The organism is Thalassospira alkalitolerans (assembly GCF_002115745.1).
Lineage (GTDB): Bacteria > Pseudomonadota > Alphaproteobacteria > Rhodospirillales > Thalassospiraceae > Thalassospira > Thalassospira alkalitolerans.
Genome location: NZ_JFKB01000001.1, coordinates 38,808 through 56,986 on the forward strand (window position 1 = coordinate 38,808; position 18,179 = coordinate 56,986).

The following is an 18,179-nucleotide window of genomic DNA, read 5'->3' on the forward strand; positions in this document are numbered from 1 at the left end:
CACAAGGCGGGCAAACCGCATTTCCGGGCCCAAAATCCCCCAGACGATCAGGATCGCGTCCTTCCGATCAAAGCCCCGGTTTCCATAGCCCTAATCAATCATACGTGTCGGTTGGCACAGAAATTGATGTTGAAGGCCTCGAACAAGAACCTGGCTGCGCCCCGCAGATCAGGCCGTGAGGAAACGCATTCAACAAACAGGGGTCGCCCAATGGAGGCATTCCAAACCGCCTCGGACGTATTTTTCGTCCTGATGGGCGCCATTATGGTGCTCGCAATGCATGCCGGCTTTGCCTTTTTAGAAGTCGGAACCGTGCGCAAGAAGAACCAGGTCAACGCCCTGGTTAAAATCATCGTCGACTTCGCTGTTTCAACCATTGCCTATTTTTTCATCGGCTATGGTGTTGCCTATGGCGTTGATTTCTTTAGCAATGCTGCTGTTCTAAGTGGATCAGCCATGGTTGACGGCAACCATCTGTTCGCATCCAGCGGCTATGATCTGGTCAAATTCTTCTTCCTGCTGACTTTTGCCGCCGCCATCCCGGCGATCATTTCCGGTGGCATTGCCGAACGGGCACGTTTCTATCCGCAACTGATCGCCACCGCCGTTCTGGTGGGCATTTTCTATCCCCTGTTCGAAGGCATGGTCTGGAACAATAATTTCGGCTTCCAGGACATGATCGAAGGCATATTTGGTGTGGCTTTCCACGACTTTGCCGGGTCAATCGTTGTTCATGCGATTGGTGGCTGGATCGCGCTTGGCGCGGTTGTGTCGCTTGGCGTACGGCGTGGGCGCTATACCAAAACCGGCGGGTTAATCGGTATCCCGCCATCCAACATTCCGTTTCTGGCGCTGGGGTCGTGGGTTCTGTGTGTTGGTTGGTTCGGGTTCAACGTCATGTCCGCCCAATCTGTTAATGGTATTACCGGCCTTGTCGCAGTCAATTCACTGATGGCGATGGTTGGCGGCATCCTGACCGCCCTGATTGCCGGTCGCAACGATCCGGGCTTTGTCCATAACGGTGCACTTGCCGGTCTGGTCGCTGTTTGCGCCGGGTCGGATGTAATGCACCCGATTGGCGCGTTGATCACGGGCGGGTTTGCCGGGGTTTTATTTGTCTGGGGCTTTAACAAGTGTCAGGCGAAATGGAAGATCGACGACGTTCTGGGCGTTTGGCCATTGCATGGCATGTGCGGCCTGATGGGCGGGATTGCCTGTGGTGTCTTTGGCCTTGAAGCCCTTGGCGGCATGGGCGGCGTTTCATTTGGCGCCCAACTTTTCGGGTCGGTAACCGGGGCGGTCTTTGCTGCCATCGCCGGATTTGTTGTCTATGGCACAATCAAACGCACAATTGGCCTGCGGATGACCGAAGAAGACGAATTTGACGGGGCTGATATCTCGATCCACAAGATCGGTGCCTATCCCGAGGATGATCTTCGCGCCAGCTGATCTTTGCACGGTCTTTATGCGCAATTGCCAATCCTTTGCCAAAATTTACGGCTAAAAGCCCGGAAAGCGCATCTTTCCGGGCTTTTTTTCATGCCAGAAATACCGTCTTTGCCATCCCCCTTAAATGTTTCTTTGTATTTTTGGACTAGGGGTAGAGTCAGGGAAGATTGCCCATATTTTACGGAACCCTGCATTTTGACAGATGTTGATCTGCAACGGATCCCTTCATGACCGGAATACCGAACCCGATGTTTAACCAGCGCCTTGATCAATTGCCCGCCTATCCGTTTCCACGGCTTGCCGCCCTGTTGGACGGGCTTGAACCCGGCCAGACGCCGCTGGTGATGTCGATTGGCGAGCCGCAGCACGAACCGCCCGCGATGATCACCAAAGCAATGGTGAAATATGCCAGTCTTTGGCACAAATACCCGCCGGGTGCCGGCACCCCGGAATTGCGCGACGCCATCAAGGGATGGCTTGATCGCCGCTATAATCTGCCGGACGGCATGATTGATCGCGATGACCATATCCTGCCCGTCGCAGGCACGCGCGAAGCGCTTTATCTGATTGCGACCTGCGTCATCCCCCAGGATCAGCCCGGTCCGAAACCCAAGGTGCTTCTGCCCAATCCGTTCTATCAGGTCTATTGCGGGGCTGCTGTTCTCAACGATGCAGAAATGGTGCCCTTGGCCGCCGGACCAGAAAACGGGTTTTTGCCCGACCTTGATCAAATCGATATCGAAACGCTTAAGGATTGCCGTCTGTTTTTCCTGTGTTCGCCTGCCAATCCGCAAGGATCGGTTGCATCACCTGCCTATCTGGAACGCATCATCGGTCTGGCCCGGCAATATGACTTCGTGCTGGCGATGGATGAATGTTACGCCGATATCTATGACCGTGAAGCCCCGACCGGTGCGCTTGAAATCTGTGCCACCCAAGGTGGCAAGATGGACAATGTTTTGGTTTTCCACAGTCTTTCGAAACGATCCAGCGCGCCGGGCCTTCGATCCGGTTTTGTGGCGGGCGATGCCAAGATTATCAAACGGTTCAATGCACTGCGCAGTTATTGTTCGGCTACAATCCCGATGCCGATCATGGCCGCATCGGCCGAACTTTGGGCCGATGATGCGCATGCATCGGACAATCGCGAGCTATATCGCGCCAAAATCGATATCGCGCAGGAAATATTTGGTAACCGGTTCGGGTTCTATCGCCCGGCTGGCGGATTTTTCCTGTGGCTTGATGTCGGCGATGACGAGGCCGCAACCCGCAAAATCTGGACCAAGGCCGGAGTCAAAGTCATTCCGGGCAGCTATTTATCAATCACCGATAAAAATGGCGATAATCCCGGCAAACGGTTTATCCGCATTGCCCTTGTCCATGATCTTGAAACCACGCGTGACGGCCTGACACGAATTGCCGATGCGCTGGAAAGCTAAGCCATAATGACCGAACCGATTCACACGGCCCAAAACTAAATACCGCCGACCAACCACTGCGAAAACGACAACGGATAACCTGATGAGCAGCCAGTCCAACATTCTAGCACGCAGCACCGCCTTCATGCCGGGCAGTCTTGTCAATCTGCTTAAACGTAGCGGATTGCAAATCTGCGGGCTGGCGCTGGTGACGATGGCAATCACACTTTTCATGATGTTGATCGGGTTCCATCCGGGCGACCCATCGTTTAATCACGCGGCAGACCGCGATGTGATTTTCAATCCGCTGGGTACATTTGGCGCCTATACCGCCGATCTGTTGTTGCGCACACTTGGTCTGGCATCCGCCCTTTTAACCGTTCTGATCCTTGGCTGGGGATTGCGGTTGATTGCCGTTAAACCGTTTAGCTGGATGTGGGCACGTTTTTTGGTTTTGCCGCTGGCGCTGTTATTGGTTGCCACATCCGCCGCCGCCATTTCACCCGGCATGCATTGGCCGCTGACCGTTGGGTTTGGCGGCTTTGCCGGTGATTTACTGCTATCGAAACTTCAATCCGGCTTCGCAATGATTGGCGTACCGGGGGCACGTCCGCTGATTGCCTTGCTGGCGATGGTGCTGGGGTTGTTTTTGACCATGTTCTGCATGGCCTATCACCTGTCGGAATGGCAAAAGGTCGGATCGATCTTGTTGCGGATCGCAAGCGGCATCATTTCGGGCATCCGCCGCGCCATTCCGGGCAATACAATTGACGAACGCCGTGGTGGCCAGATGAGTGACCGCGGGGCTGAACGCACCGCCGCGCACAATCCGCGCACACGTCAGGAACCGTCAATGGACAAGGCCAAGACCGGCCTTGCTGCTGCGATCAGCACCCGGTTGCAATCGGGATCATCAAATAACGATCCCGATGATGATATCGACGACGATTACGACGATGCCGCCCATGCGCCGCCCATCCACATCGTTGCCGCCCCTGCCGCCAAACTGCAACCCAGCGACAAGGCCACCGCGCAACGCCAGTCATCATTTGATCTTGGGTCTGATGATTACCGATATCCGCCGCTTGATCTTTTGCATGAACCCGATCCCGCAGATGCCTCTCAGATCGATCAGGAAGCACTGGCGCAAAATGCCCGATTGCTTGAAACCGTTCTGCAGGACTTTGGCGTCAAGGGCGAGATTGTTCAGGTTCGCCCCGGTCCGGTGGTCACCCTTTATGAACTGGAACCCGCAGCAGGCGTTAAATCATCACGCGTCATTGGTCTGGCCGATGACATTGCCCGATCCATGAGTGCAATCGCCGCCCGTGTGGCCGTGGTCCCCGGTCGCAACGTGATCGGCATCGAATTGCCAAATTCACGGCGCGAAACCGTGCATCTGCATGAAATTCTCGCCTCAAGCGATTTCGAAAAAAACACCGGCAAACTAAATATGAGCCTTGGCAAGGATATCGGCGGTACGCCGGTAATTGCCGATTTGTCGAAAATGCCGCATTTGCTGATTGCCGGGACGACCGGTTCGGGTAAATCGGTTGGTGTGAACGCAATGATCCTGTCATTGCTGTATCGTCTGAAACCCGAAGAATGCCGGTTCATCATGATCGATCCAAAGATGCTGGAACTATCGATCTATGATGGTATTCCCCATCTTCTGACCCCGGTCGTCACCGACCCGCACAAAGCGGTTGTTGCCCTTAAATGGGCCGTGCGCGAAATGGAAGACCGTTATCGCGCCATGAGTCAGGTCGGCGTACGGAACATTGCGGGCTATAACAAACGCATCAAGGAAGCCGCCGCCAAGGGCGAACAACTAACGCGCCGCGTTCAGACCGGCTTTGACCCGGAAACCGGCAAACCGATCTTTGAAGATCAGGAACTGCCGATGGAGCCATTGCCGTTTATCGTCGTCATTGTCGATGAAATGGCCGATTTGATGCTGGTGGCGGGCAAGGATGTCGAAGCATCGATCCAGCGTCTGGCACAGATGGCCCGTGCCGCCGGCCTGCACCTGATCATGGCGACACAGCGCCCGTCGGTTGACGTGATCACCGGCACGATCAAGGCCAACTTCCCGACCCGTATTTCCTATTCCGTGACATCAAAAATTGACTCGCGCACCATCCTTGGTGAAATGGGCGCCGAACAGCTTTTGGGTCAGGGGGATATGCTTTACATGGGTCAGGGTGGCCGTTTGCAACGTGTCCATGGCCCGTTCGTATCCGATGAAGAAGTCGAAAGCATCGTCAAACATCTGCGCGATCAAGGCAATCCGGCCTATCTTGAAACTGTAACCGAAGAACCCGACGAAGACCCGCTGGCGGCCTTTACCGGCGGCGGCAATGCCGGATCAGGCGGCAATGGATCGGATGATGATCTGTATAATCAGGCGATTGGCATTGTCCTGCGCGAAAAGAAGGCATCCACCAGCTTTATCCAACGCAAATTGTCGATCGGATATAACCGTGCCGCGCGCATCATCGAACAGATGGAAGAAAACGGCGTCGTATCTGGTGCCAACCATGTTGGTAAACGCGAGGTGCTGATGGAAAATATGGATGGTTCGCCGTACGAGTATTGATCAATCAGCACATCGGTCGTCACGAGAATAAGAAAAAAGACCTCTCACCACCAAGATACATACCTGAGAATGCCATATCTCAGTTGTCGGCACTTTTATCGCTGTTCCAGCCAATCATGAAAGAGGCAGGCTGAATTTCAGCCCGCCTCTTTCTGATAACTAAAACATATCAAAGCAGCAGTTCAGAGAACTGCACAGACATGCCCGTATCTTACAAATGAATACGACATTCGATACTATGGGTCGCCGCAGCAGCCGAAAGGCCTGTGTCTTCACGATCAATGCTGTAGCAGGTCTGCGGTGAGCGCGTCAGCATTGCGGCCTGCAATTCCATGTCCTGATCCTGCATTGCAATCACAGATTCGACTGAAGCAGCACCGCCAGAAGCCAACCACGTGGCCATCTGGTCATGCGTTGTGCTTTCCATTCGTTCCATGCTCATTATCCTAAAATTACCCTTGAATATATTTGCGTAGTGATTGAACGATAACTGAATACCGAAGTCAATATATCTTGATTATAGACAAACAAACTTTCAAAACAATTGTTTGGCAGTCGATATCATGATCAGTATGCCATGTGATGGAACATCATTTTACCGATAGGCCCAAAGGAAATATTTGTGACTTTAACCCTCCTTCCAGTAACAAAAGAAAACATTGCAGACTACTTGGCATTTCGAGTTTCCATCGTCGATGCCAGTACGGCCAGCTACCTTTCCAGAACAGATCAGGCGTCCATCATTCTTGCCAACCCGGTCCATCATTTCCTGCTTGAAGATGATGTCATAATCGCGACAGCGGTCTTCAAACGTGTAGGTGATGACGATTGCATATCGGTTCACATATTGATTGATCCGCAAATGCGCGATGCACAGCATCTGACCGACCTTGTCATACAATTGCTTAAAACTGAAAACCTGTCAGGTGTTGACCAAGAAGTCCGCTACCACCTTTATCCATCAAGCGGGCTTTCCTTCATCGAAGCGGATATGATGGCAATGGGATTTTCACAGGTCTCAGAAAACATCAAATATATCCGCGATCCAGGCCCGTCACGCGCTGGCGAGTTCCCCCATGCCCCCAAGGGAGAAAAGCTTGGCTATCGTGCGATGGTGCTTGATGATGATCTGATTGCGCAATATCCCGACATCTTTGCCCGCATAACGGATGTCTATGAGCGGGCTTTTTCCGGACGCCCCAATATGCCGAAAATAACCGCTGAGGAACGGGAAAAATACTACCATCAATCTGATAGTGGTTTTGTTATCTGCATGCTGAGGGATGATCTTGTCGCCAGCACACATTTTCTAAAATTTGATCAGGAAGTTCTGGTAACCGAATTGGAATGCCTGCGCAAACACTGGGGAACCGGGGCTACTGATCTGGTTTGCAAACATCTGATCCAAGAAGTTGCCAAACGCTGGAACTTCCCCATCATTGCATATGCCGATAAAAGCAACGCGGCATCCCGTCGCGCGATGGAACGTTTTGGACTATATCCGGTTCAGGAACATTTCAGTTGGCAGCGCACATTCCCGACAGGTTCACGATTGGATTTCTGATCGCACTCTATAGCCCGCCAAAAACAAAGGCAGGCCGTATCGGCCTGCCTTGTCTTCACGCAGCTAACGGAAAGAACCGTTTTCTACATCGGAGCCCGACACGGAAAACCTGCATGGCCGGTCGACACAGCAGCCGCACTCAGCGCAGGATCAATTGATTCCACCTCAACACTGCACTGACCACCTGTATTCGCCGTAACAGCGGCCGCACTCAGCGCAGGATCATTCATGGTTTTTACGACGTTCGACGCCATCACAGTCCCGCCGCTGGCCATCCATGCATCCATCAAACCCTGTGTCGTGTCTTGCATCTGTTCCATGTCTATATCCTTGAAATATGGTAAAAAATTACTCTTTGAATGAACATTAACTTCATCATGCTGTCAACAAATACAGATCGTATTCCAACCCGCACTTGGCTATTCAAGCATTAATACTGGGGGCACTTGATCCGGGGCTGCGATTTCAAGAAGAACTTGACCAATTCCGGCCAGCCCCTGCATCAGACCGGTTTGAAGCGTCTTGTCCCTTGCTATCAACCCCACAGCCCTGTCGGATGCATTCGGGCCAACAGAAGCCTCGACGCGCCGCAACCATGCCGCGATACGTGACAACAGAACATTATCAAGATTTTTGGGACCAAGCCCCAAACGCCTCGCATATGCCAACATCGACAATCGCCCGGCATGTCCACAACAAATATTGTCTCGCCCGCCATCAGGAACAGACATGACAGATGCGATGGCTATCTCAATCTCGGCCCGAACAGACGCATTATCAAAAATATGAAGTGTTGCCATCCGTGCCAAACCAACACCAGCAGCACCGTGACACCACTGAATCGGATCAGGATTGGCCGCCCCGGATCGCAAATCCGGCCATCCATTCATCGCGGGATCAAACAGACCACGCTCAAAATCCAGACCCTTTTGCGCCGCGACAAGAAAGGCCTTTTCACCACTGGCATGATATAATTTAAAAAGGGCGCAAATCGTACCGGCAGCACCGTGTGACATCCCGGCCAGGGCTGGCATATTTTCAGCTTTCCAATTGGCCGGATCATCCGGAAGATGACGACCACACTGAATGGCCCGGTCCAGTACTGCCTGATTGCCCGTCGCATCATAAAGAGCAAGAAGTGCCAAAATGGCACCGGCAACACCGCTAATCACATCAAGCGTCCCGTCAGACGCAATCGCGTTGCCATCAATATACGCCGACACCGACACCGCTTCATCCAGAAGTTCCGGCGCATCAAGCAGCTTCGCACATCGTGTCAGGACATAAACAAAACCACCAAGACCATCAAAGCCACCAATGGTCCGCAATGCATCACCCCCGCCTTCCCGTGCGGCATGACGCGGGGCGGCAAGGGCCGCAAAAGACATGTCACGCCATCTTGATGCCCCATCAACCGCATGACAGCTCGCAAAAAACAACGCGACCCCGGCAGTGCCGCCATACAGCCCATCCCCCATTACGGATACTTCAAGCCCTTTACCATGCCCGGCCACATCCGCGATCAGCCATGTCGCACTATCGCCGGATATAATCGCCTGATCCGCAAGGTCGGTTGCGATAGCAAGGGCGGCTTGTCTGACCCTTTTTGGCAAATCATCTGGCACAACAAGATCCGGCCACGGACGTCGGGGTGGCAAATCTGCCGGGACATTGGCAAGTATCGCTTGGCGGATGATCGACAGATCCTGCGCAAGCCTTTGCGACAGGTTTTCAATCCGGTCCGCAATGGTTGGCAAAACAGCCGGTTTTGTCAGGTCAGCCGTCAAAAGAAGGCCATCCGCCCAAACCCCGTCCTGATCGGCCTTGCCAACAAACAGGGGCACATCAAGGCGCGTCATCGCTGTGCGTTCTGCACGATGCACAACCCATCCCGAATAGGTTTCCAGATCCCACCGCGAGCGTCGGCACAGGCGTTCAAAATTCAGGCTCCAGACAAAACCGTTTTCCTGATTTTGCGGAATATATGCGGCACGTTCGAGTTCTTGATAATAAGCCGTCGGACGCAAGACATGCCGAATAGACACATCAGAAAACCCGTCCACCGGCCCACCTTTGGCCAGATACGCCGCCTTGTTGGCATCAAGAAACCGGATCGTATCAGAGAAACCGGCAAGAACGTCATCCGCATAAAGCGCAATATCAGCAGGTTCACCGGCAATCGTGATCGGCAATCCCGACAGCAATTTTTCTTCTTCAACCCATTCACGGACCATGTCATCGTGATTGAGTGACCGAAATTTGGGCACCCGCACCGTTTGTGGTTTCGCGCAGGCAAGCCCACCGTCATCGATCCAAAAGCCGCCTTCCTGTTTGGACCGTGGTAGAAGCCCCACGGCAAACACCCCACCGTCAAGCTGATGCTGTGCCAACTCTTGCGCGTGCAAGGCCGTCGCAGCGCCGTGAAGAAGACGCAATTCCGGTTGGAAAAGAGTTTCCAGATCAATCACTACCGGGCGGCCATCCGCCAGCAGAATGTTTTCGTGATGCATGTCGCTGCCTTTCAGACAGTACATGATCGCAAGCAACTGCCCCGCCGCCCGATAAAAGCCCGGCGCCTGATCGTATGACAGGCTGGTTTGCTGTTTCACAAACCGCATCCAGCCGTAATCACCACGCGGCCAGACCTTTGCCGCGCCAAGGCGAATATCGTCCGAAGCTTGATCAAACCAGTCCGAAAGCCCCCGCCAAGCGGCCTCTGCCGTGATCGGGCGGGGCTTGTAAACGATCTTTTCCCCGTTCTCAAACCGCAGGATTAAGACCATCTTGCCATGATTATGGGGGTCGGATATGCCGCCGGTAATCGCCTGAACTTTCCCACCGTCCGACAATTCAGGAAATTCCCGAACAAGTCCGGCAATATCGGCTTCAAGACGGTTTACAAACGCGCTGCTGGTTGCAATCCACTGATCAACAATCACCGCCAAAAGCCGGATCATCACCGGGCGAGCCGCAATCAGATTGGCAAAAGGCCCATTGCGCAATGCACTTTTAAAGGCTTCGTAATGCGCACTGCCTGTAATCTCTGTGCCCAACACACCAACCGCCTGCCGATAGCTGGTGAAACTTTCAAACAGCGTCAGTTCATAAACCTGTGCCATGCGCAGAATCAGAATACGATCAAGGTCAGATTGGGCATCTGGCCGTAAATTTCTTGAAGTATCGCGCTTTGTCCGATGACGCGCCCCCACCACAACAGGCCAGAAAAAATCGGCAAAGGGGACTTTTTGGCTGATATCGGGCGGGCAGGTTTCGGCCTTGGCGTTATCACCCGCAACGATACGTTCAAATATCCAGCGTGCAGTCACCACCCATTCAGGCAGTTCTTCACCATCAGCCAGACATAGATCACCCATAAACGGGGCCACATCGTCTTCGTTCAGACCATCGCGAGCCAACCGTCTAGCAAAAAGGTCCCGATCCCCATTTGTGGCGTAATCACACCAGTTTTTCAAATTCTCCTGAACCTGATCATTCGATGGCCCTACATGATCGGAAGCATTGGGAACATCGGTCATTACCGGGGCGTATTTTCCCGATAATCTCTCATCAATGGTGGCTGCCTTGATGGCAATCGTTGTCCAAAACGGATCGACTTCCATTTGTTCCCCTTGACCTTTGCGCCGATTAACGCCCTGATAGATAAAGCTTAAAGTATAAATCTTCTGCAAGAAAAGTTTTGGCGCGCATGGATCTGATACCGGTCACACCAGAAAATGTTGAACGCTTTGCCGCATTCCGCATGGAAATTGCTTCAGAAGAACTGCGCAGCTACTACAACACAATCGACCTGCCCGCAGCACTGCTCCGTCAAGGAACAGAGTTTTTCTATGAAGATCGTGCTGGCCAAATCACTGCCGCGATCTCGCTTACCCGAAGCCCCCATCGCGATCGCAGCATAGTTGTCATGATCTCTGCCGATACGCGGGAAAAAGCCCCCCAGGATCTGACAAACATAATATGCAAAATCTTGTCTGATGAAAAAGGCCACACCGCAGAGCAGGACACGATCTATAAAATATTCGAAGATGAAGAAGCGCCTCTGATTGGAAAAGACCTCGAAGCTATCGGATTTGAAAGAATAGTCGGCAATTATCGATACGTCCGCGCCCCCGGACCACCAAGACCAGGTGAGTTTCCCTATGCCGAACGAGCCCGCAAAAGGGGCTATGAAACACTAATTATTGATGATGCCTACGTCGCCGCCCATCCGGACATTTTTGAAACACTCGCCGATCTCCTCAACCGGGCTTTTTTAAATTGGGCGTCGGTCACAAAGACAACGGCAGAACACATCCGCAGCCATTATGACAAAGATGCAAATGATATCTTGATCACGAAACTCGGTGATGAAGTTGCAAGCACCATGTTTTGCAGCTTTCTGGGTAAAGAAGTACTGTCGCCCAAATATGCAAGCCTGCGCAAACATTGGGGAAGCGGTGCTTCGGATTTGATGTCACAGCATCTGGCGCAATATGTTGCTGATCGCTGGAATGTCCCGATCATCGGCTATGCCGATGCGACAAACGCCGCGTCCTGGAAAGCGCTTGAACGTTTTGGCCTGACGCGCGACCAGGAAATATCCTATTGGGGACGCCGTATCCCGGCTGGCAGCACTTTTCAACTTTGATCACCACTGATCCGGGGCGATCATACCTAAACAAAAGGCGGGCTGAAATTCAGCCTGCCTTTTTCGTGCTTGTTCCAAGATGGGACAACCATTTGGGGACAAGATCATAAAGCCACCTCATGCCGAACAAACAACTTTTGGTTGATTTTGATATATCGCAAGGTTTTGAACGGTAAAAACCCTAAAACCAGAACCGCAAAATTCATTGTTCATCCTGCCCTCAGCCATGCATGATAAGAACAATTCGCCACCGCCATTAACTGCTTATTCGGAAAAGAAAATGAGTTTGTCCAATCTTTCAATTTCGACAAAACTGCGCCTTGTTCTCGTCCTTATTGCTCTTGCCCTTACGATCATTTCAACTGTTGACCTGATCAACCTGCGCGCGACCATGCTTGATGATCGCAGGAATACTCTTCGCAATGTTGTCGAAATGGCCAATTCGACCCTGAGCCATTATCAGAAACGAAGCCAAAGCGGCGAGCTTTCCGATGACGACGCCCGGGCACAGGCACTTGCCAGTTTGAATGATCAGCGATATGGCGGGGATAACTATGTCTTTGTCATCAAGCCCGATACAACGATTGTTTCGCATCCGATTCAACCAAAACTGAATGGCACAACCGGCCGCGACATCAAGGATCCAAACGGAGTTTCCCTGTTTGTTGAATTGGCCAAGGCCGCCGGTCAACGCGATGGCGCCTATGTTCACTACATGTGGAACAAACCGGGCGAAAACGGCGTATTTCCCAAGCTTTCCTATGCCAAAATCGGCCCGTTTGGTTGGATCGTTGCAACAGGCATCTACATTGATGATGTCGATACTCTGTTCTGGCAACGTGCCATCACCAATATCATCGTCGCCCTTGCCATGCTGGCGATCATCGCGGCGCTTGGTATCATGATTGAACGTTCAACATCGCGCCCGTTGAAATCGATTACGACGGCGATCAATCATCTGGCCGATGGCAATACCGCCATCGAGATCGAAAATTCGGACCGCCGTGATGAAGTTGGTGATTTACAACGGGCCTTGGTGATTTTTCGCGCCAACCGCATTCAGGCCGATAAACTGGCACAGGAACAGCATGAAAACCGCCAGGCACAGCTTGATCGGGCAAAGAATATCGATGCCATGATCCAACGTTTCGAAGCCGAAGTGACCGGCAATCTGACCGTCGTCAATGCCGCGGTTACCCAATTGCGCGGTACGGCCAGCCATATGATGGATCAATCGGCCGCCACCACCGATCAGGCCACCGCCGTTGCCGCCGCCACCGAAGAAGCCGCAACCAATGTCGATACCGTTGCCTCGGCCGCGGAACAACTGGCAGCGGCAATTGACGAAATCACCCTTCAGGTTAATCGCAGTTCGCAGATTGCCCAATCAGGTGCCGAAGAAGCCGATGAAGCCAGCACGATCTTTGCCGCCCTTGGCAGTGCATCAGAGAAAATTGGCGAAGTCGTTGAACTAATCCAGTCGATTGCCGAACAGACCAATCTTCTGGCGCTTAACGCCACCATCGAAGCCGCCCGGGCGGGCGAAGCTGGCAAAGGCTTTGCCGTGGTTGCCGCAGAGGTCAAAAACCTTGCCAATCAGACCACACGCGCGACCGAGGAAATCGCCACTCAGATCAACGATATCCAGTCATCGACCCAGAATGCGCTTGGCGCAATCGAACATCTTTCGGGGCGCATGAACGAACTTAACGAAGTCTCCGGTGGCATTGCTGCTGCCGTCAGCGAACAGGACGCCGCAACCGGTGAAATTGCGCGCAACGTCGCCGAGGCCGCGACCGGCACCAAAGAAGTGTCGCGCAATGTCAACGGCCTGCGTCATTCGGCCGAAGACGAACGCGGGGCTTCGGGTGAAGTCCGGGATGCGGCTGAAAGTCTTAGCGACAAGTCACATGTTCTGTTGGACCAGATCAACAAATTCCTGGCCGATATCCGAGCGGCCTGATCAGGCAAACCATTTGATAATTTTGGGGCGGGCTGATTTTCAGCCCGCCTTTTTCATGTTTACGATGATGCAAAAATGCGATCAGTTTATCGCGTTATAGCAATATACACCGGACTTCCCCCGCCCATATCGTGGCCGCGGAAACGTCTGGGAGGAAATAATGATCGAATTTTTGATTGCAATCGCCGTTACGGCGATTGCGGCTACCCTAATTGTCAAAAAATACCAACCACATACCGTTCTGCTTTTGGCGGGTCTGGCACTGTTTGTTGCCACGGCCATCTTTTTCCCGTCGCAGGATGTTGTCTTTCGCAAATCCGATCCGACCGGCTGGATCGGGTTTGACATCTTTGAACATATTCACGGCATCATGTCCTATCGTCTGGCGGGACTGGGCCTGATCATCATGGCTGCCGGTGGTTTTGCCAAATATATGGACCATATCGGCGCCACCAATGCGATGGTGAATATCTGCACCCGGCCACTTGCCTTTGTCGGTGCGCCTTATGTTGTGCTGGCTCTGGGATATGCGGTCGGACAGGCGCTTAATATCTTTATCCCCAGTGCGGCTGGCCTTGCCATGCTGCTTCTGGTTACCCTTTATCCAATGCTGGTGCGCCTTGGTGTCAGCAAGGCCGCTGCGGCGGCCATGATCGGCACAACATCGGTCCTTGACCTTGGCCCGGCATCGGGAACGGCCAACCTTGCGGCCAGCACTGCCAATATTGATGTGGCGCTGTTTTTTGCCCAATATCAGATCCCGCTTGCGGCTTTCATCATTCCGACGATCTGTATTCTGACTTATTTCAGTGCCAAATATTTTGACGCACGTGATGGTCACACAGTTCTGGCAAGCAGCATCGACACAGGTATGGGCGATCCCGACAGTGACGGGGAAACAAGAACTGCACCGGGGTTTTATGCCCTGCTGCCGATCCTTCCCCTGACCCTTATTCTGATCTTTTCAAAACTGTTCATCGATCACATTGAAATCGGCGTTGTCACGGCGATGGTTATCGGTGCGCTGCTTGGTCTGTTCCTTGAGATGATCCGCTGTCGTCATGACATGCGCGCCGTTTTCAAGGGCTTTATGGTGTTCTTCAAAGGCATGGGCAACATGTTTTCGGGCATCATTTCCCTGATCATCTGTGCTGAATTCTTTGCCGCTGGCCTTAAGGCAATCGGCGCCATCAGCTTTATGATCACAACGGCGGAAAATGCCGGGTTTGGCATTGTCGGGATGATGTTTGTTGCCTGTATTCTGGTCGCCGTTACCGCGGTGATGACCGGTTCTGGCAATGCGGCGTTCTTTTCCTTTGCCAATCTGGCACCGCAAATTACCGCCAACAGCACCGCCGGTGCGGTATCGCTGCTTTTACCATTGCAGTTTACCGCCGGTATTGCCCGGTCCCTGTCACCGGTATCGGGTGTGATTATCGCCGTTGCCGAGGTTGCGGGATGTTCACCGATTGATATCGTCAAACGAACCGCCATTCCGTTGATCGGCGCATTGATCGTGCTGTTCACCTATAATGTGCTGTTCCTGACGGCCGCATGACCTGAACCATACGTGCCAATGCCCCGTTGCCCTTATCTGACGCCACCAAATACGAGCAAATTGACATGACCGATAAAAAACTGCCTGCCACCACCATTGACCTGTTTACCAAAACGGCAACTTGGCAGTCCTGGCTTAACGTCGAGGGGGCATTGGCACAGGCACAGGGGGATCTGGGCATGATCCCCGTTGCTGCAAGCGACGAAATCCGCCGTCATCTTGCAATTGATGGCTTTGATTTAGCGGCACTTGAACGCGATATCGAACAAAGCATGTCCCCGATCATGACCATTGTTCGTGCCCTTGCGGCAAAATGCGATGGCGATGCGGGGGGATATGTTCATTGGGGGGCAACCACCCAAAACATCATCATCACCGGCAAGGTCCTGCAACTGCGCAAGGCACATGCGATGATGTTATCTAGGCTGGCTAACAGTCTGGATCTTTTGGCCGATCTTGCCAAAGACACTGCCGATTGGCCAACCGTTTCACGCACTAACCGCCGTCAGGCCCTGCCGATTACCTTTGGCTATAAAGTGGCAGGATGGATTGATGAATTCCTGCGCTGTGCCGAACGCCTGAGAGAAGTTGAAAAGCGCACCTTTACCCTGATATTTGGCGGGGCAAGCGGGGCCATGCACAGCTATGGCAAGGCGGGATATGATCTGGCGCGCCGCATGGGTGAATTACTTGGCCTTGGCGTATCGGACGTCCATTCGCGGGCTGCCAATGACGGACTTGGCGAATATATCACGACCCTTGGCCTGTTTGCCGTTGCCTGTGAACGCATAGGCACCGAGCTTTACACCCTGATGTCGAATGAATTTGACGAAGTCCGTGAAATCCAGAATGCCAATATCGTCGGCAGCAGCACGATGCCGCACAAAACAAACCCGAAATATGTTGTCGCCCTGCTCAGCGAAAGTGCCGGTTTGCGTTCCATGGCCGCACCGGCACTTGAAGCCTGCCGACCAAGCCACGAAGGCGATGCGGCGTATAATTTCCGGCTTTACGATTTGATCGATACCGCCGGGATTTCCGGCTATGGGGTTGCGACCAAGCTGGAAACGCTATTGCGGCACATTAAACCCAATCGTATCGGCATGACACGCAACCTTATGGCCAATCCGGCCCCGCTGATGTCAGAAAAGATCATGTTGGAACTGGCCACAGAAACCGGACGCCAGAACGCCCATGACATCGTTCATCACGCCATCGTAATGACTGAAAAGGACGGGGTATTGTTTGAAGAAGCCCTCTTTAGGGAACCCGCCGTTCAGCAATATTATGGCGATATCAAATCCCTGCAAAAAGCGCTTGATCCAACCGGTTACACGGGGTGCAGCAGCGACATCGCCCTTGATAGCGCGAACCGTGCAACAAACGCGGGGCAGTATCTTCGCGGCCACATCGATGCATTTGAAACTTATACTGCCTGAAACGGGCGAACACCCGCACCATAGGCCATATCATCGCGGCACCGCTTGGCAACATAGTCACGCAAAAGTTCGATAAAACGCATGGCGACACCGTTTTTGCCCGCCGGTGGCATGATGCAGGCATATGGCAACCAGAATTCAGGATCAATCGGGCGAAGCACCGTTCGGGTTGGGTCGCTAAACGCGCTGTTGATCAAATCCATAACGCCAAGCCCATAGCCACTTTCAACAAATTTCGGCACCAGCAGGCTCGACCCGATTTCAAGGCTGATATCGGGGATTTTGCCAATGCTTTCAAACACACGGTCCAGACGCTGGCGCCAAATCTGATTGGCGCGCAGGGAAACAAACTTTTCCCCGACCAGCATGTCGGCCGAAATCGAATCCAGTTTCGCCAGCGGATGCCCGACAGGCAACAAAACCTGTGTGCGGGCTTCCAAGACCGGTTCAATCCCCAATTCGACCACCGCATTGCGCACAGGAAGCGATAACAGGCCAAGGTTATAGCGCCGCGATCCGACAAGATTTTCCACATCGGCCCGCGTTCCGATATCGATCTTGCATTTCAAATCAGGATTTTCGTCGTGCAGAATGTCGATAATCGGTGGCAGTAATGACGCGCCAATCGGACCAACCGTGATGATACGCAGCGTATCAGAAACATCTTCGCGGATTTCGCGCGCGATCTTGGGAATTTCTTCGACACCGTTCAGGATATGACCAGCTTCCTGAAAGAACCGTTCGCCTTCGGGGGTCAGGACAAGACGCTGATTGATGCGCTCAAACAGCGGTATTTTAAGCTCTGCCTCAAGTGTTGCGATAAGTCGACTGGCCGAAGATTGGCTTAGATTTGCGGCCGCTGCGGCACCGGAAAGAGTTCCGTGCAGGACTGTTAATCGAAACAGGCGCAACGCCTTAAGATTCATACCGTCCCCTTAAATCACCATAAACCCGATCACACCGTTATCTTTTAGCGCGTTACGCCCGTCGGCCAAAGCAAAAGCCCAACAAAACGCCCCAATAAACCGCGCAAAGAAAAAGGCGGGCTGCATCACACAGCCCGCCTTTTGATGTTTTAATGATCGTCACCGATCCATGTGATCAGAGCGAATGGTTGATCCACTCAACCAGCGCACTTTTCGGCAGCGCGCCAACTTTCATCGCAGCAACTTCGCCATCCTTAAAGATCATCAGGGTCGGGATACCGCGCACACCGTATTTCGCCGGAGTGTTCGGGTTTTCATCGATATTCACCTTGGCGATCTTAAGCTTGCCACCCAGTTCACCGGCAATTTCTTCCAGATACGGCGCGATCTGTTTGCACGGGCCGCACCATTCCGCCCAGAAATCGACCAAAACCGGGTCACTGGAACCCAGAACGTCGGAATCGAACGAAGTATCAGATACTTTAATCGTGGTCATACTATCAGTTCCTGATTGTTACGAGGCCAAGTTAGGGTATCCCCACTTACCTCGATCCGCTGTATGGAGGCAAAGGTAGGCAGCACCGGCCCAAACGTCAAGCGCGCGTTACGGTCTTG

13 protein-coding genes are annotated in these 18,179 nt (G+C 52.9%); 8 read left to right on the top strand and 5 right to left on the bottom strand.

Annotated elements, in window-relative coordinates:
• Nucleotides 1-210 precede the first annotated feature (210 nt).
• From TALK_RS00175 to TALK_RS00185, 3 genes are all read left to right on the top strand, one after another.
• Entirely contained in the window at nucleotides 211-1,449 is a 1,239-nt protein-coding gene (locus TALK_RS00175) for an ammonium transporter (protein ID WP_085614669.1), read from the top strand.
• Between the two features lie 227 nt (nucleotides 1,450-1,676).
• Nucleotides 1,677-2,888 (top strand): aminotransferase class I/II-fold pyridoxal phosphate-dependent enzyme, encoded by a 1,212-nt coding sequence (locus TALK_RS00180; RefSeq protein ID WP_085614671.1) that lies wholly within the window; start codon nucleotides 1,677-1,679, stop codon nucleotides 2,886-2,888.
• 82 nt (nucleotides 2,889-2,970) lie between these two features.
• Nucleotides 2,971-5,466: a DNA translocase FtsK gene (locus TALK_RS00185; RefSeq protein WP_085614673.1), complete on the top strand. Its 2,496-nt coding sequence runs from the start codon at nucleotides 2,971-2,973 to the stop codon at nucleotides 5,464-5,466.
• A gap of 211 nt (nucleotides 5,467-5,677) precedes the next feature.
• Here the strand turns inward: TALK_RS00185 and TALK_RS00190 are convergent, their stop codons facing one another.
• Nucleotides 5,678-5,902: a hypothetical protein gene (locus TALK_RS00190; RefSeq protein ID WP_085614675.1), complete on the bottom strand. Its 225-nt coding sequence runs from the start codon at nucleotides 5,900-5,902 to the stop codon at nucleotides 5,678-5,680.
• 234 nt (nucleotides 5,903-6,136) lie between these two features.
• Between TALK_RS00190 and TALK_RS00195 the strand changes: the two genes are divergently transcribed.
• Nucleotides 6,137-7,030 (top strand): GNAT family N-acetyltransferase, encoded by an 894-nt coding sequence (locus tag TALK_RS00195; protein ID WP_139833676.1) that lies wholly within the window; start codon nucleotides 6,137-6,139, stop codon nucleotides 7,028-7,030.
• Between the two features lie 83 nt (nucleotides 7,031-7,113).
• On the opposite strand, the gene TALK_RS00200 is transcribed toward TALK_RS00195, so the two are convergent.
• Complete coding sequence (locus TALK_RS00200) at nucleotides 7,114-7,350, bottom strand: hypothetical protein (protein WP_085614679.1); 237 nt, start codon at nucleotides 7,348-7,350, stop codon at nucleotides 7,114-7,116.
• A gap of 99 nt (nucleotides 7,351-7,449) precedes the next feature.
• On the bottom strand, nucleotides 7,450-10,650 hold the full coding sequence (gene lanM, locus TALK_RS00205; protein ID WP_085614681.1) for a type 2 lanthipeptide synthetase LanM: 3,201 nt from the start codon (nucleotides 10,648-10,650) through the stop codon (nucleotides 7,450-7,452).
• 77 nt (nucleotides 10,651-10,727) lie between these two features.
• On the opposite strand from lanM, the gene TALK_RS00210 reads away from it, so the two are divergent.
• The 4 genes from TALK_RS00210 (at nucleotide 10,728) to TALK_RS00225 (ending at nucleotide 16,638) form a co-directional block, all read left to right on the top strand.
• Nucleotides 10,728-11,678 (top strand): hypothetical protein, encoded by a 951-nt coding sequence (locus TALK_RS00210; protein WP_139833677.1) that lies wholly within the window; start codon nucleotides 10,728-10,730, stop codon nucleotides 11,676-11,678.
• Between the two features lie 280 nt (nucleotides 11,679-11,958).
• On the top strand, nucleotides 11,959-13,641 hold the full coding sequence (locus TALK_RS00215) for a methyl-accepting chemotaxis protein (RefSeq protein WP_085614685.1): 1,683 nt from the start codon (nucleotides 11,959-11,961) through the stop codon (nucleotides 13,639-13,641).
• Nucleotides 13,642-13,801: 160 nt separating this feature from the next.
• Nucleotides 13,802-15,199: a C4-dicarboxylate transporter DcuC gene (gene dcuC / locus TALK_RS00220; RefSeq protein WP_085614687.1), complete on the top strand. Its 1,398-nt coding sequence runs from the start codon at nucleotides 13,802-13,804 to the stop codon at nucleotides 15,197-15,199.
• 65 nt (nucleotides 15,200-15,264) lie between these two features.
• Nucleotides 15,265-16,638 (top strand): lyase family protein, encoded by a 1,374-nt coding sequence (locus TALK_RS00225; RefSeq protein ID WP_085614689.1) that lies wholly within the window; start codon nucleotides 15,265-15,267, stop codon nucleotides 16,636-16,638.
• On the opposite strand, the gene TALK_RS00230 is transcribed toward TALK_RS00225, so the two are convergent.
• Nucleotides 16,626-17,564 carry a LysR family transcriptional regulator gene (locus tag TALK_RS00230; RefSeq protein ID WP_085614691.1) on the bottom strand — a complete coding sequence of 313 codons (939 nt, stop codon included), beginning with the start codon at nucleotides 17,562-17,564 and terminating at the stop codon, nucleotides 16,626-16,628. The genes TALK_RS00225 and TALK_RS00230 overlap by 13 nt on opposite strands.
• A gap of 175 nt (nucleotides 17,565-17,739) precedes the next feature.
• Nucleotides 17,740-18,060 carry a thioredoxin TrxA gene (gene trxA, locus TALK_RS00235; protein WP_085614693.1) on the bottom strand — a complete coding sequence of 107 codons (321 nt, stop codon included), beginning with the start codon at nucleotides 18,058-18,060 and terminating at the stop codon, nucleotides 17,740-17,742.
• Between the last annotated feature and the right edge of the window lie 119 nt (nucleotides 18,061-18,179).

Excerpts from the sequence above, each read along its gene's own strand:
- lanM (WP_085614681.1), bottom strand. The coding sequence starts at position 10,650 with ATGGAAGTCGATCCGTTTTGGACAACGATTGCCATCAAGGCAGCCACC.
- TALK_RS00230 (WP_085614691.1), bottom strand. The coding sequence starts at position 17,564 with ATGAATCTTAAGGCGTTGCGCCTGTTTCGATTAACAGTCCTGCACGGA.
- dcuC (WP_085614687.1), top strand. The coding sequence starts at position 13,802 with ATGATCGAATTTTTGATTGCAATCGCCGTTACGGCGATTGCGGCTACC.
- TALK_RS00215 (WP_085614685.1), top strand. The coding sequence starts at position 11,959 with ATGAGTTTGTCCAATCTTTCAATTTCGACAAAACTGCGCCTTGTTCTC.
- TALK_RS00185 (WP_085614673.1), top strand. The coding sequence starts at position 2,971 with ATGAGCAGCCAGTCCAACATTCTAGCACGCAGCACCGCCTTCATGCCG.
- TALK_RS00190 (WP_085614675.1), bottom strand. The coding sequence starts at position 5,902 with ATGGAACGAATGGAAAGCACAACGCATGACCAGATGGCCACGTGGTTG.
- trxA (WP_085614693.1), bottom strand. The coding sequence starts at position 18,060 with ATGACCACGATTAAAGTATCTGATACTTCGTTCGATTCCGACGTTCTG.
- TALK_RS00225 (WP_085614689.1), top strand. The coding sequence starts at position 15,265 with ATGACCGATAAAAAACTGCCTGCCACCACCATTGACCTGTTTACCAAA.
- TALK_RS00180 (WP_085614671.1), top strand. The coding sequence starts at position 1,677 with ATGACCGGAATACCGAACCCGATGTTTAACCAGCGCCTTGATCAATTG.
- TALK_RS00200 (WP_085614679.1), bottom strand. The coding sequence starts at position 7,350 with ATGGAACAGATGCAAGACACGACACAGGGTTTGATGGATGCATGGATG.
- TALK_RS00175 (WP_085614669.1), top strand. The coding sequence starts at position 211 with ATGGAGGCATTCCAAACCGCCTCGGACGTATTTTTCGTCCTGATGGGC.